The sequence below is a fragment of the Flagellimonas onchidii genome (assembly GCF_004804315.1).
GTDB lineage: Bacteria > Bacteroidota > Bacteroidia > Flavobacteriales > Flavobacteriaceae > Flagellimonas > Flagellimonas onchidii.
Map to the genome: position 1 here is coordinate 101,570 of NZ_SRXX01000008.1, position 26,704 is coordinate 128,273.

Annotated in this window: 18 protein-coding genes; 8 read left to right on the top strand and 10 right to left on the bottom strand. The window is 39.0% G+C overall.

What is annotated here, in order from left to right:
- The first annotated feature begins 5 nt into the window (after positions 1–5).
- From E4661_RS10245 to E4661_RS10270, 7 genes are all read left to right on the top strand, one after another.
- The gene (locus E4661_RS10245) at positions 6–665 is read left to right on the top strand and encodes a hypothetical protein (protein ID WP_136466973.1); all 660 of its coding nucleotides are present in this window, start codon (positions 6–8) and stop codon (positions 663–665) included.
- Positions 658–834 carry a hypothetical protein gene (locus E4661_RS19285; RefSeq protein WP_205728942.1) on the top strand — a complete coding sequence of 59 codons (177 nt, stop codon included), beginning with the start codon at positions 658–660 and terminating at the stop codon, positions 832–834. Before E4661_RS10245 ends, E4661_RS19285 begins: the two co-directional genes overlap by 8 nt.
- 18 nt (positions 835–852) lie before the next feature.
- On the top strand, positions 853–3,195 hold the full coding sequence (locus tag E4661_RS10250) for a TonB-dependent receptor (RefSeq protein ID WP_136466975.1): 2,343 nt from the start codon (positions 853–855) through the stop codon (positions 3,193–3,195).
- A gap of 15 nt (positions 3,196–3,210) precedes the next feature.
- On the top strand, positions 3,211–4,053 hold the full coding sequence (locus tag E4661_RS10255) for a GIN domain-containing protein (protein WP_136466977.1): 843 nt from the start codon (positions 3,211–3,213) through the stop codon (positions 4,051–4,053).
- A gap of 37 nt (positions 4,054–4,090) precedes the next feature.
- Complete coding sequence (locus E4661_RS10260) at positions 4,091–4,381, top strand: DUF6958 family protein (RefSeq protein ID WP_136466979.1); 291 nt, start codon at positions 4,091–4,093, stop codon at positions 4,379–4,381.
- Between the two features lie 61 nt (positions 4,382–4,442).
- Complete coding sequence (locus E4661_RS10265; RefSeq protein WP_136466981.1) at positions 4,443–5,042, top strand: DUF4202 domain-containing protein; 600 nt, start codon at positions 4,443–4,445, stop codon at positions 5,040–5,042.
- A complete protein-coding gene (locus E4661_RS10270; protein ID WP_136466983.1) occupies positions 5,029–5,616 on the top strand; it encodes a precorrin-2 dehydrogenase/sirohydrochlorin ferrochelatase family protein in 588 nt (195 codons plus the stop codon). The genes E4661_RS10265 and E4661_RS10270 overlap by 14 nt, the downstream gene beginning before the upstream one ends.
- Positions 5,617–5,633: 17 nt before the next feature.
- On the opposite strand, the gene E4661_RS10275 is transcribed toward E4661_RS10270, so the two are convergent.
- From E4661_RS10275 to E4661_RS10310, 8 genes are all read right to left on the bottom strand, one after another.
- On the bottom strand, positions 5,634–6,386 hold the full coding sequence (locus E4661_RS10275; RefSeq protein WP_136466985.1) for a LytR/AlgR family response regulator transcription factor: 753 nt from the start codon (positions 6,384–6,386) through the stop codon (positions 5,634–5,636).
- A 714-nt stretch (positions 6,387–7,100) separates the two neighbouring features.
- Entirely contained in the window at positions 7,101–7,754 is a 654-nt protein-coding gene (locus tag E4661_RS10280) for a hypothetical protein (RefSeq protein ID WP_136466987.1), read from the bottom strand.
- 264 nt (positions 7,755–8,018) lie between these two features.
- Positions 8,019–10,175, bottom strand: coding sequence for a DUF5723 family protein (locus E4661_RS10285; RefSeq protein WP_136466989.1), 2,157 nt, complete (start codon positions 10,173–10,175; stop codon positions 8,019–8,021).
- A 550-nt stretch (positions 10,176–10,725) separates the two neighbouring features.
- A complete protein-coding gene (locus E4661_RS10290) occupies positions 10,726–11,214 on the bottom strand; it encodes an ROK family protein (RefSeq protein WP_136466992.1) in 489 nt (162 codons plus the stop codon).
- Between the two features lie 154 nt (positions 11,215–11,368).
- Positions 11,369–14,704, bottom strand: coding sequence for a VCBS repeat-containing protein (locus E4661_RS10295; RefSeq protein WP_136466994.1), 3,336 nt, complete (start codon positions 14,702–14,704; stop codon positions 11,369–11,371).
- Between the two features lie 143 nt (positions 14,705–14,847).
- Entirely contained in the window at positions 14,848–16,530 is a 1,683-nt protein-coding gene (locus E4661_RS10300) for a SusD/RagB family nutrient-binding outer membrane lipoprotein (RefSeq protein ID WP_136466996.1), read from the bottom strand.
- A gap of 10 nt (positions 16,531–16,540) precedes the next feature.
- Positions 16,541–20,032, bottom strand: a complete 3,492-nt coding sequence (locus E4661_RS10305; protein WP_240751452.1) for a SusC/RagA family TonB-linked outer membrane protein — start codon at positions 20,030–20,032, stop codon at positions 16,541–16,543.
- 162 nt (positions 20,033–20,194) lie between these two features.
- On the bottom strand, positions 20,195–21,352 hold the full coding sequence (locus E4661_RS10310) for a FecR family protein (RefSeq protein ID WP_136466998.1): 1,158 nt from the start codon (positions 21,350–21,352) through the stop codon (positions 20,195–20,197).
- A 151-nt stretch (positions 21,353–21,503) separates the two neighbouring features.
- Between E4661_RS10310 and E4661_RS10315 the strand changes: the two genes are divergently transcribed.
- Positions 21,504–22,097, top strand: coding sequence for an RNA polymerase sigma factor (locus tag E4661_RS10315; RefSeq protein WP_136467000.1), 594 nt, complete (start codon positions 21,504–21,506; stop codon positions 22,095–22,097).
- 15 nt (positions 22,098–22,112) lie between these two features.
- Here the strand turns inward: E4661_RS10315 and E4661_RS10320 are convergent, their stop codons facing one another.
- Both E4661_RS10320 and E4661_RS10325 read right to left on the bottom strand, forming a co-directional pair.
- A complete protein-coding gene (locus E4661_RS10320) occupies positions 22,113–24,347 on the bottom strand; it encodes a GH92 family glycosyl hydrolase (RefSeq protein ID WP_136467002.1) in 2,235 nt (744 codons plus the stop codon).
- Between the two features lie 18 nt (positions 24,348–24,365).
- Positions 24,366–26,699 carry a beta-N-acetylhexosaminidase gene (locus tag E4661_RS10325; RefSeq protein ID WP_136467004.1) on the bottom strand — a complete coding sequence of 778 codons (2,334 nt, stop codon included), beginning with the start codon at positions 26,697–26,699 and terminating at the stop codon, positions 24,366–24,368.
- Between the last annotated feature and the right edge of the window lie 5 nt (positions 26,700–26,704).

Here is a 26,704-nt window from a genome sequence, read left to right on the forward strand (position 1 = left end):
AAACGATGAAACTAAACAAATTAACGCCAGTAGTTTTACTACTATTTGTATGCACCGCCTGGGCCCAAACGGATGAGAGTGGTGATTACATAGAATTTAATGATCGCAGAAATGTCGTCCACGGAGTGTACTTGGGCCTTTCTACTTACTTTGGCGAAATTGATAGCAAGGATACCTATATCGGAAGCCTTAAGATAGCCTATGTGGCCAACAGAAAATTTGAAGTGGGATTTGTAGGCTCTGTACTGTATTCAGAACAAGATAATCCCTTGACCACAAATGAAGATTTGTTGGCAGCCTACGGAGGGTTACACTTAGAGCCGATTCTTTTTAGCAAATCAGCGGTGAACCTTTCTTTTCCTATTCTTATTGGAGCCGGAGCAGTTGGTTATCTGGGAAATAACTTTGACGATCGCATCGATGACCGAATCGATGAAGATGATGTTGATGCCGTTTTTGTTTTGGAACCAGGAATGAGCGTACTCTTTAATATTTCAAGATACCTTCAGTTGGAGGCGGGTGTAAAGTACCGTTTCTCAAGTAAGTTAGATCTTGAGTTTAACCCATTGTCAAGGATTAACGGATTTTCGGGTGGTATAGGTATCAAAGTAGGGGTTTTTAATATGGGCAGGAACAGATATAAAAAACATTTACGCAATGAATAGCAAATCAAAAAACAAACAGTCAATCAACCAAGGTCTAATGGCAAAGCATGTATTTTCAAAAAATGGTGCGGTATTCGTAAGGAGCTCCCAGAATGTGGAAATAGATGAATGGGCGGCAATAAACTTTTACTGGATGCCAATGCTCAAGTTAGAGAAAGAGCTTCGCTAAACACCTCAATCAAACATCATGAAAAACATATGTCTAAAAAGTCCTTTTGTATGGACCCTGCTTTTTAGTGCCGTATTTTTCTCAAACGCCCAAGATTTAAAACAAACGGTCAAGGGTAAAGTAACCGATATTGTCACAGGAAGTCCCTTAATGGGTGCGACCATAATTCTGTTAGATTCAGAACCGCAAATTGGAGTAATAACCGATGCTCAAGGGTTTTTTGCCATGGAAAATGTACCCGTGGGAAGGCAGTCTTTTTCATGCAGCTATTTAGGGTATGAAGATGCATTGGTTTCTGAGGTTTTAGTGGGTTCCGCCAAAGAAATCAATCTAACCATTAAGTTGACCGAATCCTTGAATCAATTGGGAGAAGTTGTGGTGCAGGCACGTAAAGACCAAATTAAGCCGAACAACAAATTGGCAACGGTGAGTGCGAGATCTTTTGGAGTGGAAGAGACCAAACGCTTTCCGGCCAGTATCAGTGATCCCGGGAGGATGGCGCTTTCTTTCGCAGGGGTTACCAATACAGATGATACAACTAATGAAATTGTAATTCGAGGTAATGCACCAAACCAATTGTTGTGGAGAATCGAAGGAGTGGAAGTGCCAGAGCCCAATCATTTCTCTGAGGAAGGCTATTCTCCGGGTGCAATAAGTTTGCTGAGCACCAATATGCTGGGAAATTCGGATTTTTTCACTGGTGCGTTCCCTGCTGAATATGGAAACGCCACTTCTGGGGTGTTCGACATTAAACTCAGAAACGGTAATGCCGAGAATACCGAATATGCCTTTCAATTTGGGGTTTTAGGTACCGATTTGGCTGTTGAAGGACCGTTTTCAAAAAACTACAAAGGGTCATATTTGGTCAATTATAGATATTCCACTTTGACCATTTTGAACAATATTATTGAAGTGTCTGAAGGTTCTGTGCCCACATTTCAGGATCTGGCCTTTAAGGTCAACTTGCCACTTGGAGACAAAACCAACTTCTCAGTATGGGGTATGGGAGGAATCAGCGAAGACAATCAGGATAACGCAGAACAGGTCAATCCAAGTGTTTTTGAGGATGAAATTTTTGAATCCAAAACTTATATGGGTGGGTTGAACCTCAAACACTTTTTAAACTCCAATACTTCGTTGGATGCAGCGCTATCTTATTCTGGAAATCGTAGTGATTATATTTTTTCCTTGGATAATAGAACAAATTCTGACTTTTATCGGGAACAAGATATTCTTCGAAATAATGCCATTCGACTGAGTGCAAATCTTAACCAAAAATTCAATGCCAAGACCACGCTTAAAACCGGGATTGTTTATAGTCGGTTGTCTTATGATGTTTTGACGGATGAAACAAGGGACACCGATACAGAAGTTTTGGTCAATGCAGATGGTAACGGAACATTTCTGCAATTTTTCTCTCAGGCCAAATATAGATTCAATGAAAAACTATCCACCACATTTGGGTTACACGCTTCCTCCTTTTCGGTAAATAATGACTTTGTATTGGAGCCTAGGGGAGGAATCGAATACAGAATTTCACCAAAACATACCTTAAGTGCAGGAGTTGGACTGCACTCTAGAAGAATGCCTTTGAACCAATATTTTATAGAGGTTTCTGCTGGTCAGGGTAATGTGACCACTCCAAATACCAATCTCGATTTAATGCGTGCGACACATTACATTTTGGGATATGACTGGCGTATCATTAAAAACGGGCATCTAAAGGTTGAAGTCTATTATCAAGACCTGAACAAAGTGGCCATATCGGCAACACCGGGTTTCACGGATTCTTTTTTGAACGGACGTTTTATTGAGACGGCACTGGTCGATTCCGGTAAAGGCAGAAACTATGGTTTGGAGCTTACCTTGGAAAAATTCTTTTCCAATCAGTATTATTTTTTAATAACAAGTTCACTATTCGATTCGCAATATAGGGCGGGGGATGGTAATTGGTACGATAGTCGCTACAATGCCAATTATACTTTTAATGTTGTTGGGGGAAAGGAATTTAAAATGGGAAAGAACAACAACAATATTTTGGGGGTCAATGCCAAGCTGTTGTGGAACGGCGGAAAGCGAGAAACCCCTGTGGATTTAGATTTCTTTGACCAGACGGGTAGGGTAAGATTGCTTCAAACAGAAAGAAATACCGTTGAGCTGGATGACTATTGGCGATTGGACACCAGTTTGTCATACCGCATCAATAGGCCCAAAGTATCACATGTCATCTCTTTAGATATTCAAAACCTTACCAATAGGTTGAATGTGAATGAGGTTTCCTTCAATCCGGTTGCCCGAACAACAGAAACGGAATACCAATTAGAACTTTTGCCATTATTGAATTATAGAATAGAGTTTTAATCAAAAACAAACATCATGAAAACAATCAAAAAAGCAATTTTTAGTATTGCCATGGGGACATTATTGTCGTCATGCACCTATGAAACCATTAGGGAAAGGGTTTCGGACACAGTTTCCTCGAGAGAGTATGAATTTGAAAATATTACTGCTATTTCCGTCGCAACAGACTTTAAGGCATATGTCACTTTTTCAGATACAGAAGAAAGTGTTCGAATAAGATCTAATGATAATTTATTTAGTAAGATTAAAATTTATCAAGAGGGCGAAAGGCTTGTCGTAAAACTTAAAAATAATGTCCATATAGTGGGCGAAAAAACGCTACAACTATATATTACAATGGCAGAAATTAGGGATTATAGAGCGTCCTCTGATGCGGCAATATATCTAGATGACCCCCTGGTTGCGGATAATGTAAGTTTAGAATTGAGTTCTGATGGATATTTTGAAGGAGATATTACTACAGCTGATTTTGAGTTAAAGGCCTCTTCCGACAGTAAAGCAGATGTGTTCCTAGATGCTGATAAAACCTATATGGATATTTCTTCCGGAGCTAAGGTAGAAGGAGAAATAGCAACAGAAGATGCTACCTTGAAACTGACCTCAGATAGTGTGATCGATATGGTAGGCACTATGGATGATTTAAAGGCCAATTTGTCATCTGATAGTAGGTTGAGGGATTACGGACTTGAAATCAGGGATTTGGAAATCTCCCTTTCGTCGGATAGTGATGCATACTTGACCGTTTCGAATACCATTGACGTAAAAGCAAGCTCTGATGCAAGACTTTTCTATAAGGGAGATGCAGATATTGTTAGGCAAGAATTATCTAGCGATGGAAGAGTGATCAAAAAAGATTGAGACATTCTTCATACCTTCCTAAGATAAAACCTGTTCTATGTCCAAAGAGGAAAAAATACTCACCCTTCATCCACAGGGAAAATCAGGTGTGAATATTCTAAAACGGCGTTATGATTTTATCAAGAACTACATAGTAAATACCATTTCTGAACACGGAACAATTACATTTGAAAAATTAGGTGATATGGTCATTGAAGAATTGACCAATAGCTTTGATGGTAAAGTCCTATGGTACATTGTCACGGTAAAGTTGGATTTGGAAGCCAGGGGAATCATTGAGCGTATTCCAAAAACCAGTCCACATCAATTGCGGATGAAAACTTCATAAAAAAAGATTACAAATACAGTTTGATAGGGCTTTTCTGAATAATTTTGGAAAAACTAACGTAATGGCCCTATCTGGAAAAATGGAGGAAGTTTTTCGACTTTTTGATGAGGCGAATGGACAGGACCCCAATGTTGAATTTTATGATGGGAGAGAATTTCCAAAGGAACTACTGTATGCCATCCGAATGACGAACACCTTGAATGAGTATGCGCCAAACGCCTCGGAAGCTTTGCAGTTGGCAGCTAGGAGTCAGCATATTTGCAGATGGAAAATCCCTCGAGAGGATTATGAAATGGATAGAGTCGGGTATCTGAAATGGAGGCAGGACCTGAAAAAATTTCATGCCCAAAAAGCATCAGAATTATTACAAGAAGCTGGTTATGCGCAAGAGGTTATTGATCATGTGTCATTTTTACTTTTAAAAAAACAGCTAAAAAAAAATGAGGAGAGCCAAATGCTTGAAGATGTTGTTTGTTTGGTGTTCTTGCGCTATTATTTTGAGCCGTTTATGAGCAAGCATCCCGACGAAAAGGTGGTGGATATTTTGCAAAAAACATGGAGAAAAATGTCAATCAAAGGGCAGGAAATGGCATTGGAGCTGTCATTTTCAGATAGAGCAGGGAAACTAATAAAAAAAGCGATAGCGAATGGAACAGAATGAGCTATACCCGATTTTTCTAAAGGCCTCAAACATCAATATCCTAATTGTTGGCGCTGGTAATGTAGGTCTGGAAAAGCTGTCATTTTTATTAAAATCAAGCCCTAATGCCAATGTACAAATGGTCGCGCCCCAATTCTTGGATGACACTTTGAAGTTGGCAAACAAACATGGAGTTAAGATTACGGAGGACGTATATCGTAAAAAATACCTGGAAGACAAACACATGGTTGTTGCTTGTACAGATAAGGTCAACGTTAATGAAGAAGTCTATTACGATTGCAGGGAACAAAGCATTTTGGTGAACGTTGCTGATAATCCGCCTTTCTGTGATTTTTATATGGGAGGAATAGTGACAAAGGGGAATGTGAAAATAGCGATCTCCACCAACGGAAAGTCTCCAACCGTGGCAAAGAGATTGCGGCAGTTTTTTGAGGATGTTATTCCTGAGAACATTGATGATTTGGTCAAAAACCTGAACGAATATAGAAAAACGATCAAAGGAGATTTTGACCAAAAAGTTGAAGCCTTAAATGAGTTTACCAAAAGTTTGGTGAACCCAAGAAAGAACGATTAGGCTGGGATTACAGAAAATCACAACCGTTTCATTAACTCAATAAGGTCATCCTTTTTTCTTGGTGAAAGGCTTACATGCATTCCATTGCTCATAATAATGTAGCCACCATCAGATTTTATATACTTTTTCACCTCTCTTAAATTAATCACATAGCTATTGTGCACACGCATGAACATTTGGTCAGCCAAAAGAATCTCATATTCTTTTAGGTGTTTGCTTACTAAAAGAGAGGTCTTATTTTTTAGAACAAATGAAGTATAGGACCCATCCGCTTTACAAAGAACAACATCCTGTAACTCTATAAATTCCATTCCGGCGGTGGTGGCCAAACAGATTTTATGCATTTTGTTCGATTCTTGTGTCAAGCTTTGCATAAGTGTGTCAATCTGTTGTCTGTATACATTTGTATCCATACGAACTCTGGCCTTTTCAACAGCTTGTTGCAGTTCATCTAAGTCTATAGGTTTTAACAAATAGTCCAAAGAACTGAATTTTATGGCTTTTACAGCATACTTCTCAAAGGCAGTTGTAAAGATGACCTCGAAACTTAGGTCTTTTATCTGGGTCAATACATCGAAACCTACACCGGATTGTAGCTCTATATCTAAAAAAACTACATCTGGACTATAAACGGAAAGCACTTTAACGGCTTCCTCGACGGTACTAGCCATAGCAATTACCTGAACATCTCTGCAAAACTCTTCGAGTAAAGATTTTAAAGTCTGCCTACTGTGTTTTTCGTCTTCTACGATTACTACTTTTAATGTCATAAGGTTGTTTTTTGGTTGCTTTCTTTTAAATACAATTGGGATTGTCAAAATATTACAAATCCCTTATATCAGAATCCATGGAGTCATATTGGATAAAGAGGTTGCGCACGCAGGTTATTGAAAAATTCGGCTTCTAAGATAATACATTCATGGTTGCGGAGGTTGGGTTAAGTTCGCTTCAAATTATAAATTAATTTTTTAATAGGAGTTAATAGAAGATGACTTTTTCCAATATATTATGGTAAGGCGAATTGGTTGTATAGATTGATAGCTGAAGAAGGAATCGATTTTGAAAAAAGCCCATCACTTTCGTGCCATCTTCTGCTATTGCGCAGCATAACCCCATACTTGCTTGCAGTGCAGATGAAATTACTTATGATGGGCTTGTATTAAACCAAAACATGATTTCTATTTCCAAACAACAATAAATCATATATAACTATGGAAATGATAACCTAAGATTTTGTTGATTGATATAATATTTGAACACTAAAGTTTGATTCAATTCATATTTTTTTTGTGGTTTTATAGAATAAAAGTACTGTATTGGTCATTTTTTTAACCTCCCAGTTGATGTATGCCCAATTTCAATTGATGAATCATGCATACGGATGTACGGTTGAATTTTTGGTCGTATTGATAAACGGCCATTGTGGGATTCAGAATCGTGAAATTTATGATGAACTTTATCATTTGCCGTAACCATCAGATTAATTAGCTAGTAGATAAATATTGAGGAGCCCGTGATGTTATTGCTCGTTTACCTTGATTTAGTTTGTCATTGGAATATTGTCCATTAAAGCTTATTTCCGCTTTATTGCCGAAGTATTCTTTCACTTCGTTATAGTTCTCAATGTTTACGCCTGCTTTTTGAAGTTTTCTATATATTTCATGTTTACTATTTTTTTTGCCGTTTTCTACCATTATGCCATGCTCATGGGGTTTGACAATCAATATTTTAAGATTGGTCAAATGCCAAGTAGGAATATAAAAATTGGAAACATCATCTTTCAAAGATTTGAAGGTTATATATACCTTACCGACATTCTTGTATATATTGGCACTATATCCCATATCAATATTTTTCATAGGGAGTTTTAAATAGGAATCTGCCGACTCTAAGTAGAACAAAATCGGGTTATTGAACAATACATCTTCAGTTATCTGTGGAATATCTAGATTTAAAGACCACCCCGGCAGCTGGTGATTAAGGTCTATTGAAATAAGTTCAACCATATCAGATGGTTTATAGATATATTGCCCCTTCGCCTTCGATTCGACATTCATAGCCTTGTTAAGCAAATACATTGGATATCCAATAATTATTGCAGCACACACAAGGGTCCAGATAATTGTCAATAAATGCATAAGCTGTGAAATTTGGTTAAAAATTATGGGGCTTTATGCTAAGCGTAGTTCAAATAACAAATTATAGGGGAAATATCAACAGATGAATGGACGGTATGGTGGTTTCAATTGACGTATAAGGTGAAATCGATGAAATGTGTGTTTTTGTCGATGAAACGCAGGGTAATTAAAAACCACCAAGTAAACACTTGGTGGTTAAATTGTTTCGGTACTTAAGAAAATGAAGTTACACCAAACCTTGAATTCTTAATTGGTTCGGAACAATCATTTTATCACATTGATTTCTACCCTTCTATTTTGTTTTCTTCCTGCTCGAGTAGCATTTGAGGCTATCGGCTTGTCCTCTCCAAACCCTTGGGCATTCAATCTACTTTCAGCGATTCCTTCGTTTACCAAAAAGTCTTTTACAGAGTTGGCCCTAGCTTCAGATAGTTTTTGGTTGGTTGCATTACTCCCAACACTGTCCGTATGGCCCTCAACGGTAAATTTGGCATTTGGATATTCATTGAGAATCTGGATGATATCCACCATGGTAGAGACAGATTCTGCTTTTATGGTCGCCTTTCCTGTATCGAATAAAATAGTGCGGGCATAATCATTCAATTGCTTTTGGACTGTTATTGTCATTTCGGGACAGCCATTATTACTTACAGGTCCAGAAATTTTCGGACATTCATCATCAATATCCACTAAGGTGTCACCATCAGTATCAGGGCATCCTTTGTTTTCAATTTTACCTGCTTCAGAAGGGCATCTGTCGTCTTTATCTATGAGGCCATCGTTGTCAGAATCTGGGCACCCGCTGTGTTCTTTAGAACCTGGCTCACTTGGGCAAATGTCATCTTTGTCAAGTATGCCATCACCATCAGAATCTGGCCACGGACAACCTTTATTTTCTTTGGGCCCAACTTCTTGCGGGCAGTCATCATCTTTGTCCAAAACACCGTCGCCATCAGAATCTGGCCATGGACATCCATTATTTTCAACCGGGCCAGGTGTCTCTGGACATTGGTCCTCCTTGTTGTGGATGCCATCATTGTCTTTATCTTTTAGCTTATTCTGATAAAAAGGAATCTTTAAACCTGCATATGCATCAATGGATTTTGATGTTTGTCCCAATAGCGTGGACAAAATTGAACCGGATCCAACATACAAAGGTCCTGCTCTAAGTCCTAAACCCCATTGAAAATCAGCATATTGGACAATGCTTACGGGGGAATAAAAACTTAACCAAGTAGTTTCATACCTTGGGGTCAACATTACTTGGCTCATAATTCTGTTCGCGTTTATTTTGTGTCGAGCGGTTAATGGCATGTCTAGGTTAAGGTTTAAATAGAATTTGGAATTGATGTTCCAATCCGTATTGGCATGTAGGGCTGTCGGTAAAGTTGAATTTTTTGCAGGACCGTTCTGAACAAAAGAAAAGTTTTGCTCAAGACCATCCTCCAAATCAGTTCCATCAAAATTATCAATGTCCTGTATCTCATTAAGATTGTAAACTTCTTCACTTCCCACAGTGTTTTTGATTTGTCCAATATCAGTAACGGAAAGTCCAAATTTTAGCTTGTACTTGTTGATTCCCTTGTTCAAGAGGTTCTTTCCGGTGCGATCCATTTTAGTATGTTCCGCATGGTTGGGCCGCCACTCATAAATAAGACCAATGTCTGCGCCAAACCCTTTTCCTCTATTTAGGTTAAAATCTGTGCCTTCTGCATCAGTAGGGTCGGAAAATATAAGTTCACCAGTAGTCTCGACTAATCCAGGATCGGTCTCGACCAATTCGTCACCGGCAGTATAGTTTATACTTAAATTATCGGTATACGCATATAAGTTGCCTGCACTTTGAATGTATTTTAACGAAATACCTCCTTTGATAAAATGTTGCTCTTGATTCAAAAGTACTTGAGCGTAAGTAGCCCCCACCTCTGCCCATAAATTAATTGCGCCTGAGACAACGCCTTCATTAATGGTAAAATCTTGACTTTCGTCAAAACCACCTTCTTTTTCAATCAAGGAACCGTCTATGTCATTTACGTTGATAAGCCCTCTTGCCCTTGTATACAATGCAATCGAGGATTTTTTGGTAATGTTGAACATTACCGAAGGTCCCAAGACATCGATGTTTGTTGCCAATGAATTATTTGATGAAGGAAAGGTCTTGGCCTCATCGAATACCTTGCTATAGTCTCCGCCAAGCGCATCACCGAGGTTAAAACCAATATAATCATTGGCAAAGAAAGCACTTACACCAGCAAGATTGATGTCCAACTTGAGGCGTGAGTCTGCAATATTGGCTGGGTTGGCAATAATACCATGGACACCATTATAATTGTCAGTTAAAAATCCTTGGTAGGATTGTGATTTTACGGCATGAATCGAACATAGCAAAAGTATGGCGATTATAATTTTTTTTAGAATCATAATAATATTGATTAATAAAGTAGAAGTTGATAATTAGAGTTTATATAAATTGGGGACAAAGAGAAAACAAACATTGCATAGAATTGTATACGAATGAACGAAAGCGCTTTTTGAATTGACGGATGGGGAGTTTGACTTAACGTTTAGATGAACGGGAGTTATTTATGTAAGATTATTACTTCAATATTTTTGTGATAAACAGAAAGAGCCACTATTAAAGTGGCTCTAAAGCATAGTAGATTAAATTAATGGAGACGTAGTTCTTTGTTTATCCATTACAACCAAGGAATTAGGGCGCAATCCCTTGGCGTAATGGAAACCTCAACTAAACTAAACACTTTTGTGACACCAGTCTTTAAAAGTGCATTGCTATATGGTTCGCGTAAAAATCTTCAAACAATTTGATTCCTAACTCTAATTGTGTATGATTTCTAACGCTCATCGGAACAAACATACATAAGGCGCTTTGTTCAAACCCTTGTCAACTTATGGATGGCCCATTTGAGTTGATGGATGCACCGTTTCAGTTAATGGATAAAAAAGTAAAGGGTTAAATACGGGGAAGGTTATTTTTGATATTACTCCAAAAATTATTGCCGAAAAGACCTGTGCAACCTATAATGGACCCTTTTTCTTTGTGTTCGGATATGCGTATTGCCACGGATAGTTCATTTTGGTCAAAAACCTGTTCCAGCTCATTCCCAAAACAGAAATACGTCTTAGAAATATTTCCGCACAAACCAGTACCCAAAGTTACACATAGTTGGTTTTGATAACCCAGACTTTCTGCGAGCCATGCTTCCCCTACGGCAAAAGAAGTGGCATCGTTCAAAAAACGAATAGGCAAAACGCCTTCGTGATTTAGTAATGGCGACAATTCTTTTTCTATCTCTATACTGTAAAGTGCGCCATATTTAAATCCTTCGGGATATTTGGCTACACCATTTGCATAGTCAAACGGGCCGGGCATGGCAAAAGCAATCCCAGATAATGGATTTTTTTTGCTGATTGCAAAGTTTTGTTCAATATTCTGGCCCAAGTCTGCAAAATTGAACTTTTATCCAGCATATTGGAAACATGACTTGTGGAGTAGGTACTCTGAAGTAGTTTCTTTTGACTTAAGGCAACCGCTGCCGAGGAAATATGGGTGCCTCCGACATCAACACCAATAACGTAAGTTTCGTTCTTCAAAATCAAAGAGTAGAATTTGCAGATACTTTTACCAATTGCAGTGCTTCGCCATTATTTCCTGCCAGTAAATAGAGTTCATCGAGAATATTGATGAAATTTAAATTTTTGACATCTTGGGACATAAACAATCCGGTGGTATTTGAATTAATGGTTTGAAAATACCCGTCACCATTATTTTTTAAGACCATTCCGTAACCGGCATCATTTCGAGGTGTTTCGATTTCTGATGCAAACAAATTTCCGGCTACGATAAGATCTTTTGCGCCATCGTTATCCAAATCGTAACCCAAAATGGAATTTATGGATGAAATCTGAGCCAATTCCGGGAATTCCACAAAATCAAAATTTCCACCTCCGTTGTTTACAAGAACACCGCTTTTAAAATTGTATGCCACTAAGTGCAATGCTTTGGATAATTTTTCAGGACCATAAATGTCGGAAAGTGTAGATTTTCCAAAAAGATCGTAGGAAGGAGTTATTTTTTTTATTGATGGCATTTGTTGTGATGAGCATTCACGACCCCTGACCGGGTAAAGTTCACCAAAATTATAGTAACCCAAAACCAAATCTTTTTTACCGTTGTCATCAAAATCATGATAGTAAACTTCGAAAGGGTTCTTTTGGTCTGCTTTGTACTTGTAATTTTGCCCTAAGTTTCCAAGAATATAATCCTCATCTCCATCATTATCGATATCAAGAGGTTTGATGGAGAAATACCATCCCGATAAACCATTTAGTGAACTTAAATCTGCTTTGCTGAAAACACCATCGTTATTGGTCAAGAAAGTGGGTTGCATCCATTCACCTACAACACTTAGATCCAAATCACCGTCTTGATCATAATCCGTCCATGAAGCATCAGTGACCAATCCAATAGAGTTAAGGTCTGGGGCAATAGTATCGGTTACGTTGATAAATTTTCCATTTTCATTCTTAAAAAGAAGGCTGTTTGCTGCTGTTGGATAATCATGTGGGATGAATCTTCCGCCTATAAAAACATCCATGAAACCATCATTATTATAGTCCGCAATTCGAATTTTTGAACTACTAACCGGAATTTGCGGAAATAGGTCTTTTCTTAGCACAAACCTACCATTACGATTTTCATATAAACGGTCAATATAGTTGGGTGAGTCGGCTTGAAACTCATTTCCTCCTGTAGCCACAATTAGGTCTTTGTCGCCATCATTGTCAAAATCGAAAAATTGTGCGTCCACATCTTCAAAAATGGCTTCTTTGTCAAAGGTCTGCTGAAGCTGAAAGGAGCCATCAGATTTTTGGATGTACAGATTGGATGCTGTCCCTGTACTTTGTCCCAAGAAAAAGTCATCTCGGCTATCACCATTAATATCACCTACGGCCAAAGCGGGACCAAAGGTTGACATTTTATGGGGCAACAGCACTTGTGATTTGTAGTCATCAAAATCATTTTCAACATGTGAAACTTCAAGATTTAAAACAGCAGATTCAAATCTTTTACTGTTTTCGGGTAGCTCCTGGATGTTCAGATTTTCCTCAGGGTGGTATGTTATGGTAGTGGTGTTGTTAATATTAGGATTATAGATACGCTGTATCTTTTTTCCTGGCCACGTGACAAGTAGTGAATCAATAGAGTTTTTACCTCCTAGACCAATGACAATTTTTGGGGGAACGGAGGATTGATAGCCGCGAACACTATAATTTTCATAAACCTGTTCTTGGTTACCAGAATATACTTTGACTCTTGCCCCAATTCCCATGGCGTTTTGGGAAGGGCCTTTGAACAGCAACTTTAAGTAATTGGAAGACTGGCGCAGATTTGAATTGTTCCTTAATATCATGGCCTTTGAGTCTACATTATTGATAACAAGATCCAAATCACCATCATTGTCCAAATCGGCATAGGCTGCCCCGTTGGAGTAGGTGCCTTCAGGGTTGTTTAACCAGAGTTCAGAAGTATTTTCAAAAATGAGTCCACCTGTGTTCTTATAAAAATAGTTTACATGAGGTCGGTGAGGAGTGGTTTCAATAAGATGGGTTATTTTTTCTTCATTGGTGAGGGCATCGTGGTTTTCACGAAGGTATTTTTGCAAATTGTTGAAGTAATCCTTGTTCCTGAAATCCCTTTTAATTCCATTGGAAATAAAAATATCTTTTAAGCCATCGTTGTCAAAATCGGCTAAAAGTGGCGCCCAGCTCCAGTCCGTATTAGAAATCCCTGCCATTTGACCTACCTCTGAAAAATAAGGGGTGCCCGAAGTATCAATATGACCACTGTTTTTTTGCAGTGTGTTGTACATATATTGGAAATGTTTACCAGCTGCTATGTTGTTATTGAATTTTTGTGGATTCATACTGGCCATACTGGTTTTCATTCCATAATTATCCTCAGAAACCATATCCAAAGTCAAAATATCTACAAAACCGTCATTGTCGAAGTCAGCAATATCATTTCCCATGGCAAAATTGGAAATATGGTTGGTTGCTTTTTTTACGACTTCTTTAAAAGTTCCATTTTTTTGATTGATATACAGATAATCTGGTTCGTCATAGTCGTTAGAGATATAGATATCGGGCCATCCATCATCATTCAGGTCGCTTACTCCTACGCCAAGTCCGTAGGAGACCGAATTTGAATAAATGCCCACTTTTTGGGTTACATTTACGTATTTACCATCTTGGTTTTCATAAAATCTGTCGCCCAGCGGGGAAAAAGCTTCGGTATTGCCCAGTGAAAAGGTTTGGGGGTTATGGTTCATCAGGTACATGTCTAAATCACCATCCAAGTCATAATCCAAAAAGGCAGATTGAATAGAGTTTCCAGTATCCGCCAACCCATACTTTTCAGCAGATTCCTCAAAAATTGGTATTCCCTTATTGTTGGTTCCCTTGTTTATAAAAAGCTCGTTTTGAAGTAAAGACTTTTTCTCATAGGGACCGGATTTACAAATATAAATATCCAGTAATCCGTCATTGTTGATATCCACCATATTGGTTCCAGTGGCCCAACCTCTTTTACCAACAGTTTTTGATGGTTGACTAATATCCTTGAACTCAAGATTTCCTTCATTGAGGTAAAGTGCGTTGTTCTCTAAGTTTGAAGTGAAATAGATGTCTTCCAATCCATCATTGTTCACATCACCTACAGCAACGCCCGCACCATTATACACATATTCATAAAGAAAAGAGTTGGTCAGTTTGTTCTCCACATTGACATTCACAAAATGAATATTAGTTTGGTCTGCATCCATCTTCTGAAAAAGGAAAGAAGAATCTTCTTGGGTAGTGTTGCATGAGGACAAACATGCCAAGAGTAAGAACAAAAAGGGATATATGCTGTTTGCTATTTTCTTTTTCATAGGGCAATATTATGTTTGAACACCAAACCGAGCAGAGAAATATAAAAAAGTAAAGGAAGAACGATCTTCCTTTACTTAATCAAATAAATAAAATTAACTCAAACTATATATATAAATTCCTTTGGGAATTTTTTCGTTAAGCATTATTGGGCAAACCATAAAGTTGTTCTTTGTAAGTTTTCTCCTTGAATACCCTCTACCGCGCCAAAATTTTCATTATCTTGTGCTCCAGAACCGTACCTCATACGTTGCGGGTATACCCCGTTTAAATCTCCTGGTCCGTAAATAATAAAATCGGATACACCATTTGCCAATTCGCTCGGATATCCTGTATCGCGAACGACTGTCCAAGCCTCAAAGCCATCCGTATAACTTACCAACCATCTTTGATGGGCTATTTTTTCCAGTTTTTCATCATCAGAGCCCACTGTAATATTGGCGGCGTCTTCGTTGGCAATATAGGTATCAACATCTCCATCCGGAATGCTCCATAATTTCATTGCTTCTCTTATGCCGGATTCAAACAGTGCTTGTGCATCACCACCGGACAGACCTCTTACAGAAGCCTCTGCCTGCAAAAAATAAGCTTCTGCACTGGTCAAGACAATTTCTGGATATGCATCCACTTGGGTACCTTTTTCCTGTATGACCCGGTCGCTCGGTGTGCTAAATAAGTCATAACGTACGTAAGATTGTGTATCTCCATTGATTCTAGTTGGTTGTCCAATATATTGTCCAGGTGTAAGCTCAATTGTAGTGACAGTACCATCAACGGTAACCGTATAATCTGCTCCTGCTCTGTCCAGAGCTGCTATTATAAAATCCAAACGATCTTGATAGTTAGGGTCTGGAGTCTCAGTGTTATTTTCAAACAGGAAAGTACCTCCTTCTGCTGGTTTTGCATAAACTTCCAACCTTGGGTCATTGTTATCCTGTAACATATTGATAAGGGTAGCACCCAGGGTCCAATCTGAACCACCACCAAAGTTGTGCCAGATATCACCATAAGCTGCAGCTGCCCATTGACTAATCACAAAATCCTTTTTCATGGTTACACTACCACTTTCAGCATTCAGAAGTGGTGCGCCCAAAGCTTCACTAATTGCTGCTGCTGCAAAATTTTCCCCGGGAGCACCTAGAGCACGCATTGCTATTCTCAACTTTAGTGTATTGGCCAAGCGTTTCCATTGTTGTAAATCCCCGCCACAATAAATATCGTTCTCCCCAGCATCATCTACACCAATCCCTGTTCTTTCAGTATCGCCAATAGTTGCCATTGCTGCATCCAAATCAGCAATAATTCCCTGATAGATAACCGATTGTTCATCGAATTTAGGTTGCAAAATCCCTTCCACACCTGCTTCAGTATATGGTACCATGCCAAAAGTATCCGTATGCATTTGATAGTACAATCCCTTTATGATCAATGACATAGCATACATATACTCGTTTTCCAATTCAGCACCTTCTTCCACAAATTCCTGAAAGTTGAGTATATTTCCTAAGTAGTTGTTCAACCAATCAAAAGTAGCATTCGTATAATCTTCCCTATAGGTATAGCACAACTCATCAGACCACCAAGAGGAGTTATGTCCAAAAGTAAAATGACCAGCATAACGATCTGCATGGATCAAGTGTGCCCTCCAATAGGGAAAACGATCGGGGGAATATAACCGAAACTGTACATCTGTCAAGAAGAATTTAGCACTTACTTCATCAGCAAGAAAACCACTCTGATCAGTGTTCATTTCATCAAAATCATCGGTACAGGATGTTGCCAGGACCAAACACAACAACATACCCGTCATTAATTTAATTCTTTTCATCGCAAAATTTTTAAAAGTTAACATTTAGGCTAAGTCCAAAACTTCTTGTGGTAGGAAGCGCATAAAACAATACACCTTGGGCAAAGTTGGAAGTAGAGTAGCTTGACTCTGGATCAAAATTATCAGCCTTTTTATATAAAAATAATAAATTTCTGCCAACCGCACTTACGGTAGCGCTTTGTACAAAGGTGCTTTTCAAAAGTTTACTGGGAAATGAATAACTTAAACTCACCTCTCTCAATCTAAAATTCGTTTGATCAAATACATATTCCGATGCTATACCGCTTACAGCTCCCCAATAATCTTGGGCGCTGATTGTTGTTGTGTTGGGAGAAAACGTTCCGTCATCATTTTCAATTACTCCATCTACAAGGATACCACTGTCCCGGAATTGCAACGATCTTTCTGAAACCCCGGAAGCATCCAGGGCAGCATCTGTAAAGGAATATACTTCCCCACCAACCCTAAAATCAATTAAGGTGTTTAAGGTTAGGTTTTTGTATCTAAAAGTATTGGTAAAGCCCCCAGTAAAATCTGGTTGGTAGTTTCCAAATTTCTCCCGTTCAGAGGTCGCTTGAGGAAGACCTGCGGCATTCACGATTAATTGTCCTTGATCATTACGCCGCCAGGTTGTAGTCTCAATATCCCCAAAACCTTCCCCGGCTCTCGCAACAACTGAAACCCCTGCTGCTGAACTGAAATCAAATATATCCTGGCCTTCCACTAAACTTACAAGTTTGTTCTTGTTCCTAGCCAAATTGAGGGAAGCATCCCATGAAAAATCTTGAGTTTGGATAGGCACACCTCCCACCAATATCTCAAAACCTTTGTTAGTGATTTCACCTACATTGGTCCTAAAATTTTCAAACCCTGCACCAGCACCCAATGGCACATCAAATATTAAGTCTGTGGATTTAATGTCATAATAGGACAAATCCGCATATAGTCGATTTCCAAACGCTCTTAACTCCAGACCAAATTCTGTGGAAGTAACCTCTTCTGGACGAAGACTTTCACTAAAAAGAGTGTTTTGTCTACTTACCACTACATTGTCCAAAAAGCCATTAGCAGCAATCCTAAATGTATTTACCAATTGTTGTGAATCTGTATCGTTACCCACTGTAGCCACACTTCCCCTAACCTTTAGCAGGTCTATTGAATTCCCCAAATCAAAAACTTCATTCAACAACGCACTTAAACTGGCAGAGCTATAGAAATAAGAACGATTGTCTGCAGCAAGGGCGGAAGACCAGTCATTTCTACCTGTTAAGTCTAAATACAACATATCATTATAGGCCAAAGATGCTGAACCATAAACAGAATTGATGCTTTTTTGAACTCTTTGCCCTTGTTCTGCAAATAGGTCTTCCGTATTAGCCAAAATAGGTCTTCCCGGAATTTTAAAGTTCTCTCCACGGGTATTTGAGCTGATTGTCGTAAAACGAAGCGCATTGGCACCGGCATTGGCAGTCAAACTAAACTTTTCATTCAAATTCTTGTTAAACATAAGCAAGAAATCATAGTTGGTCTCAGTTCTGTCGTTTTTTCCAAAACGGATTATGCCATCTCCAAAGAAATGGTGACCAACTCGGGTTATACCTTCAGTGTCTTGGGTAATATCATCCGTACCTACACGAACAAAAGCAGACAGCCAATCAGTAAATTCATATTGTAATTTGGCGAAACCCGTGACCCTACTTCTTCGGTCTAAGTTGGAATCGTGATTTAAAATCCAATAAGGGTTGCCACCTGCAGAAGTGGGTGCAATTACTCTAAAGATAGCATTAGGATTATCTGGATCAACAGGTCGTATAGGGCTCTCCAAATCTTGGAAAACCTGAAGATCGGAAAGCCTTACGTTTCTTGCCAAAGGCCAGATATATGCAGCAACGCCTTCAGTACCTTGATTTGGCCTATTACGTGCTGTTTGCTTAAAGTACGTAATCCTGGCATCCAAGCTCAATTTGTCGCTCAAGTTGGTAAAAGCCCTTAGGTTAAAGTTATCCCGGTCAATTCCAGAATTTGGAAGAATGGATTCAATATCTGAATTGGTGTATGAGAAACGAACAGAGGTGTTTTCACTTCCACCACTCAATGCTATGGTATTGATAAAACTTGTACCGGTCTCGAAAAAGTCCTTCACGTTATCCGGTTGCGCCAAATAGGCCCTTTGTTGACCATTGTAGGCCAATTGTTGGGAACCATCAAACCTTGGACCCCATGATCCTGCACTTGCAACAGTATTGGCCTGGACGTTCAGGGCGTCGTCTGGATTAAGTTGCGGGAAATTCCCATCAGTACCTCTTCCATATTGGTTTTGATATTTTGGCAACACCAAAGGATTCTCAAACAAGGCATTGGAAGTAAAAGAAACTCCCAAACCTTTATTAAATGCACCTTTCTTCGTGGTAATGATTATTACCCCATTACTGGCCCTAGAACCATAAAGTGCCGCTGCGTTAGGTCCTTTTAAAACGGACATGGATTCAATATCATCAGGGTTAAGGTCAGATACACCATCACCTAGATTGTTGACATTAAATTGACCTGAGCCATCTGGTGCACCCAATGCGGTATTGTCAATTGGCACCCCATCCACTACATATAACGGTTGGTTATTTCCTGTAATGGAATTGTTCCCTCTGATAACTACCCTGGAACCACTACCAGCCCCAGAAGTATTTTGGGAAATAACAACACCAGCGACCTTACCGGCCAACGAATTGATAACGTTAGGTTCCTTTGCCAAGGAAACTGCACTACCATCAACTTCCGTCACAGAATATCCCAAAGATTTTTTCTCCCTACTGATACCTAGAGCCGTAATCACAACCTCATCCAACTGGCTTAAATCCTCAACCAGAGAGACATCAATAGTAGTAGATTGTCCGGAAGTTGCAATTTCTTGCGTGGCAAATCCAATATAGGAAAATACCAATGTAGCGCCTTCGCCAACTTCGATAGTATAGTTACCATCAAAATCTGTTTGCGTACCATTGCTGGTTCCTTTTTCAATTATGCTGGCCCCTGGCAGGGGGTTGCCATCGGCATCAGTAACCGTTCCTGATACTTGAAACTGGAACAAGCCATTGTTAATTAACTGTTCTATAATGGCCGGAGGCGGATCTTTATCTTTTGATCTGGTGAGAACAATCTGTTTGTCAACTATTCTATATTGTATTTTTGAATTTTTAAACAACCGATTTAGCACATTCTCAATGCCTTTACGATTTACCTTTATCGATACCATCCTTTCGGTATCCACATCTTCAAGGTTATAAAAAAACTTGAACTCGGTTTGATTTTCTATTTCCTTGAATACATTTTCAATAAGTGCTTCTTCAATATCCAAGCTTATTTTTGTCTTTTGGGCGTAGGAAGTATATGCCTGCAATTGAAGGAATGACACAACAATAAATAAAACGGTCAGTCTCATCTTTAGGTTGAATAATACGGGCAAAGGGTATATCTCCATACCTCTTAGCCATATAAGATTTTTCATATTTTTGTTCTTTTTTGGTGATTTTTACTTGTTTTACGATCACTAAAATTTTGATATCAGGGAATGTTACCGCATTCCCTGATTTATTTTAGCCATCTTCTTTCAGGTCAATTACATTTTTTTAAGTCATGTTGTTTTAGTTTTTGTTAGTTTTCGTTTTTGTCAGTTGTCTTCTTTTGGTTTTTCAATCAATATGGTATTGTCCTTGATCGTATAGTTGAACAATCTACTTTCCGTAAATGTCCGCATCACCTGTTCTATGGTTTCATTGTCGAAAATTGCCTGATACCTCTGGTCGTTCAGGTCTTTGTATTGGTTCTCTATTTGCACATTATACTTTCGTTCCAATACTTTTAAAATATCCTTAAAGGTTTTTTTATGGAAAACGACTTTGCCTTCCATCCATGCTATGTGATTATACACGTTGGTCTCTTCAACCGTCAATCTTTTTCCACTGTTATCCCACATACCCATTTGGCCGGGTTCAAGAGCGATCACACTATCCAGATGCTCACTATTTAAGGTTACTTTTCCTTCTACCAAAACTGCGGAAACTTCTTTATCATCTTCATAGGCAGAAACATTGAATTGGGTCCCCAATACCTCCACGTCCATAGTTTCTGTATGAACAGTAAATGGGGATTTTTCATTTTTGGCCACATCAAAAAAAGCTTCTCCCTTTAAAAAAACGGTACGGGCATCACCAATGAAATATTCAGGATATCTCAACGTAGATCCCGCATTGACATGTACTATTGTCCCATCTGACAGTTTAAGATTGAACGTTTTTCCATAGGGAACCATCAGTGTATTATAGGCTACTGTTGTTTTATTTCCCGAATACTCCCCATAATTGAGCGTGTCGCCTTTTTGTGCACTGACTATATCACCTTTTTTTGAACGGATTTCCTTTTCTTTTCCCAATTCAATGGTCTTAATTGAACCATCGCCCAATTGCAAGGTGATTTTTTCATCCGCTATGATGAGTTCTTCAACATTATTTCCTTGGGAAAACAAGTATAGCGAATACCCCAATCCGATCAAACCAACAAAGAGTGCCGCATACCTAAACATTTTTAGCGATATAAAAGAGCGTTTATTGGATTTTTTCCGTGATAGAGCAAATACTATTTTGTTGTATGCTTCTTTTCCGTTAAAATCGTGCTGGGCTTCATTAATCAAATGATATAACCGAATTTCATTTTTAAGAAATTCTCTGTTTTCCGGGTTTTGAATCCACTTGCTTAATTCTCTTGATTCTTCGAATGAGATCTCGTTTTTCAAGAATTTTTCAATAAGGCCTTCAATATGTTTTTTCACCTCTGTTTTTTTAATAATACTGTCCCAAATACAAAAACCCCCACTCTAAATTCATTTTTTTGTAATTTTTTATACTGTTTATTATAGAAATGATTTTTTTGGGCATATTATATATACTTGTATTTTGTGCCAGCAATATCTTAGAGATTTTATGGGGCGCCATTTAGAGAATCAGGAAGATTTGATTTCCCGTGTTAGGTCAGGGGATAGGGGTGCATACAAAATAGTTTATTTACATTACTACCCAAAGCTGCGCGTTTACATTCTAAATTTTACCCAAGACAGTTATATTGCCGAAGACATTGCCCAAGAAGTATTGTTGAAATTATGGAAAAAAAGAAAATCGTTACATCTTAAAAAATCAATCAACGCTTATCTGTACAAATTGGCCTATCACGAATTTTATGACCTCAACAAAAAGAAAAAGAAACATGCCAATGAGCTCGAAAAGCTCAGGTATTCCGTTTTGAGCGAATTATTGTCCAGAGAAAACGAAACTGATTTTCAACTACGCTTACAAAAGGTCCATAAAGCCATTGAGGAACTGCCGCCCCGCCGTAAAGAAATTTTTATTCTTTGCAAAAAACATGGAATGCGATATAAAGACATTGCCCAAGAACTGGGGATTTCAATAAAAACAGTTGAAAACCAGATGGGCAAAGCGATGTCAGAAATCAGAAAAAAGGTAAATTCCAAGCTGGTTGCATTACTTTTTTTACTGAGCAAAAGATTAAATATTATTTAAGGATTTCATTCAAATTTATTCCAAGACAAATTCCAAAGTTTTGGCATTGGTCAAATCTTCATGGGAAATAAAATAAGAATTGTGGGGTTTCCCATTCAAAAGGATTCTCTTGATTCTTTGATTTTGCCCATTATTATAATTGGACGTAATTCTAAGGTGATGGTTTTTGTAGTATTTATGACTCAATTGCACCGTTATTTCATTGAACCTTGGTGTTGAAAATGTATAAATAGGCTCTCCAGGAATTACGGGGTAGAGTCCCATCATGGAGAAAACGGCCCACGTGGACATGGTACCGGTATCGTCATTTCCTGGAAGTCCATCAGGAGCATTTTTGAAATAGGCTGAAAGCAAATCCGAAACCGTGTTTTGGGTACGCCATTCCTCCCCTTTGACATAATTGAACAGATAGGGATAGCCTATGTCCGGTTCGTTGGCCATATCAAACTGCTTTTTATCAAACACTTCTTGAAGCTTGCTTGAAAAAGGTTTGGGGCCACCCATAAGCTTTATGAGTCCTTTTACATCATGGGAGACCATAAAGGTGTATTGCCATGCATTCCCTTCAATAAACCCAAGGTTCTTTACAAAGTTTGCCCCAGTTTCTGGGTTATAGGGGGTCAACCAACTGCCATCATCATTTTTGGGACGCAGTAAATTGAATTCTTTGTCGAAAAGCTTCCGATAGGAAATGGAACGTTTGGAAAAACGTTTATAATCTTCTTTTTTACCCAACGCCTTAGCAAGTTGAGCGATAGCAAAATCAGAGATGTTGTATTCTTGGGTGGTGGATACCGAACCACTGTTTGTGGTTTTGGTTGTCAAATATCCTTTGGTAATATAGTCGTTGATTCCTGGCCGCAATGGATTTTGCTCTAATTGATCGGCACTTTTTACCATAGCTTCATACGCTTTTTCAACATCAAAATCCTGAATGCCTTTTAAATAGGTGTCCGCGATAACAATTCCCGCTGGGTCTCCAACCATGGTTGTTGTTTCCGTTGCATTCAATTCCCATTTGGGCAACCAACCCGATTCGTCATAAATCTGTAACATACTCTTGACCATGTTAGATTGCTGTTCAGGGTAAACCAAACTCATCAACTGATGTAAATTTCTATAGGTGTCCCAAAGGGAAAAGACTGTAAATCGCGTTCCGTCCGTCTTCAACGTTTCCCGGGTTCTCATTTTTGGATATTCCCCGTTAAAATCATTCAACGTACTGGGATGTATCAAGGTGTGATAAAGAGCAGTGTAAAAAATGGTTTTCTCATCTTCTGAACCGCCTTCTACTTCTATACGAGATAGGTGTTCTTCCCATTCTTGTCTAGTTTCTTCAAGAATTTGGTCGAAGGTTCTTCCTGCGGTCTCTTTTTCAAGATTCTCCCTTGCATTTTCGATACTTATATATGAAATGCCAACTTTCATTTCAATTTGTGTTGGCTTATCAAAGTCGTATTGTATATATGCTCCAATACTGTCACCCACAACTTCTTTAGTGTAACCTTCCATTAATCGAGTCTTTCCATTGTAACCCATCCATTGGGCTTCTTCGCCTTTGTAAGTAGTCGGCTTTTTCCATGTGCCAAACGCTTTGGCAGGTTCCGAAAATTGGGCAACAAAATAAACGGGATAGGCCTCTTCGGGCTTGTAATAGCAGAACGAGCCCACACTTCTAATACCTTCAATTTCTGATGGAGAGACAACTTTGACCTGGGCTCCCTGTTCATTGGTTAGCCCAAGCCCTAAATTCAACAAAATGTTGGCTTTCCCTTTGGGAAAAGAATACTTGCTTACGCCTGTTCGCGTAGTGGCTGTGGCCTCGACTTTAATATTGTATTTATCCAATCTGCTGGAATAGTAGCCCACTTTGGCAACTTCTTCAGAATAAGTTGATCCGTATGCTATATGGTCGGTAATGATTTCCCCTGTGGTGGGCATAGCCAAAATGACCCCTAATTCAGGACAACCCACTCCACTCAGATTAACATGACTGAATCCTGTCAAAAAATTGTTGTCCGAAGTATAGGGAGTAGACCACCAACGACTATCTTTTTCAAAAGGTAGATTTTGTGGTCCAGCTACATTAAAAGGAGAGACGTTGGCCATTCCCCGTACGGCAATCGGCCCCGGATTGGTAGTTCCAAAGTTGGATGAACCTATAAATGGATTTACAAAGTCGATTGTCTTTTGCTGGGCATGACCTAGGGCAGTGACCATAAACAAAATTAGTAGGGAGTTCAGCCTCATTTTAATAGTTTATTGGGATTATTGAACTAAAATTTCGTCAACGAAAAGCCAAGTGCCTCCACCGTTGAGAGCCTTTTTTAAATTCTTGGCCTTAACTTTTATATATCTGGCTTTGCGTTCTACAAAGTCTATTTCAAAGTTTTTCAATATTGGATTTCCATTTTTGGCAAATGGCCTTTTAATCTCTCCGACCTTCTCAAAGGAAGAACCGTCTTGAGAAACAAAAACTTCTACCTCCGTTGGGAAATATATTCCGGGCCCTTGATTTTCCATTGTACCCAATGTTACCTTGCTGACTGTTTTTTCTTCTTCAAGGTCAAGGGTTGCATTCATATCGTCATTTAGCCACGCCAACCATTGTCCATCATGAAAATTCTTGGTTCCCCTAACGGCATTTACCAAGGTTGCTGGTCCTACTCCTTGATAGTTTTCGCTATAGGTTTTGGCAAAATTCACCTTTTGGGCCACCCCTTTATGAAAAATGATGGTGTCTTTGAATACTCTGTCGGACAATTTACCATCTTTATACAAAGCCGCCTTTAAAGTGGTAGTTTCATTAAGCTCTATTGGGGCAGTGTATATGGATGAGCTTTCGTTTAGTGGATTATCTCCGAGAGCATATCGAATGTTCGCATTTGGAAATTCATTTTGTAAGGTCAAAGTGATAGTCTTTTTATCTAGGTCCGCTTCTGTTTTGGCAGTTACCAAAAAGGCGCTTTTGGCATAGTTTACCCCTTGATTTTCATATCGGTCGAATTGAGCTTTCATTCTATTCGAAAAGTCGTCCCAATCCCTTAACTCTTTTGGACTCCAAACAGCCTCGGCCAACGCCGCCAATCTTGGATAAATCATGTATTGAGAATGTTCTGGTGTTGGGATATACTCAGCCCAGAGATTGGCTTGTCCTCCTAAAACATGGGAAGCTTCCTCCTCGTTCATGGTCTCCACAACCGGGTCGAACTGATATACCTTGCTCAATGGAGAATATCCACCAATAGCCAAAGGCTCCTCATTTTGCGGGCCTTGATAGTGATCAAAATAACAGTGACTGCCTGGGGTCATGACCACATCGTGTCCTTGTTCAGCTGCCTCAAGACCACCTTTTACACCTCGCCAACTCATAACAGTGGCATCCGGAGCCAGACCTCCTTCGAGTATTTCATCCCATCCCACCAATTTTTTACCATGGGAGTTGATGAACTTTTCAATGCGCTTTATAAAATAGCTTTGCAATTCCTCCACATTCGCAAGCCCCTCATCTTTTATGCGTTTTTGGCAAAAAGGACAAGTTTCCCAGTTAGTCTTTGTGGCTTCGTCTCCACCAATATGAATGTATTTTGATGGGAAAATTTCCATCACTTCCAATAGCACATCTTCCAAGAACTCAAAGGTTGATTCTTTTCCAGGACAATAAATGTCCGTAATAGGCCAAACCCCACCTGAGGGAACACCTACAGGTTCTGGATTTTCAAAACACATTAAGTGGGGATAGGCAGCAATGGCACTGGTAACGTGGGCTGGCATTTCTATTTCAGGAATGACTTCAACATTTTTAGCGGCGGCATAGGTTACGATTTCTTTCAATTCCTCTTGGGTAAGAAAACCACCGTAGGTTCCTTTTTCACCTGCTTTTACGGGTGATCGGCTATTCCAATGCAAATCTTCTTGGTCCACTCGCCATGCACTGACCTCGGTTAGTTTTGGGTATTTTTTAATTTCGATACGCCAACCTTGATCATCTATCAAATGCAAATGCAAAACATTCATTTTGTGCTTGGCCAATTGATCTATGGTACTCTTGACATACTCCTTATCAAAAAAATGTCTTGATAAATCCAACATGAGTCCTCTCCATTTGAATCTGGGTCCATCTGTAACGGAAACATTGGGGACCTCCCAAATTACACCCTCTACGTTTGCTTGACTTTCAAAGGCAGGTGGTAGTAATTGCTGTACACTTTGAAGACCATATAAAAAACCTGCATTGTCTTTGGCGTTGATATTGATGTGTTCACTGTTTATTTCTAAGACGTAATCTTCCTCCGCTAAGGAATCATCGGCAATTAAAATGACATAGTTACTTGAAGGAACCGTTGTGGTTAATTCTAAATCCCAACCTGCTACCGTTTTGAAACCATTTTGTAACGATTGAAAAACTTCTTTCTGGGAGTCATCTGTTACCACAAGTTTGGTGTTTTTGGTAAAAAGAAAACCTCCTGGATTTAGTTGTGCCTCTTTGGGTTTGGGAATGATGGCAATGTCGGCTTCGGTAAACGCCTTGGTGCTTTTTTGCTCACATCCCGTTAAAATCAAAAGTAGGGTGACAAGAGACGAAATCAGTATTTTTTTCATGCAAA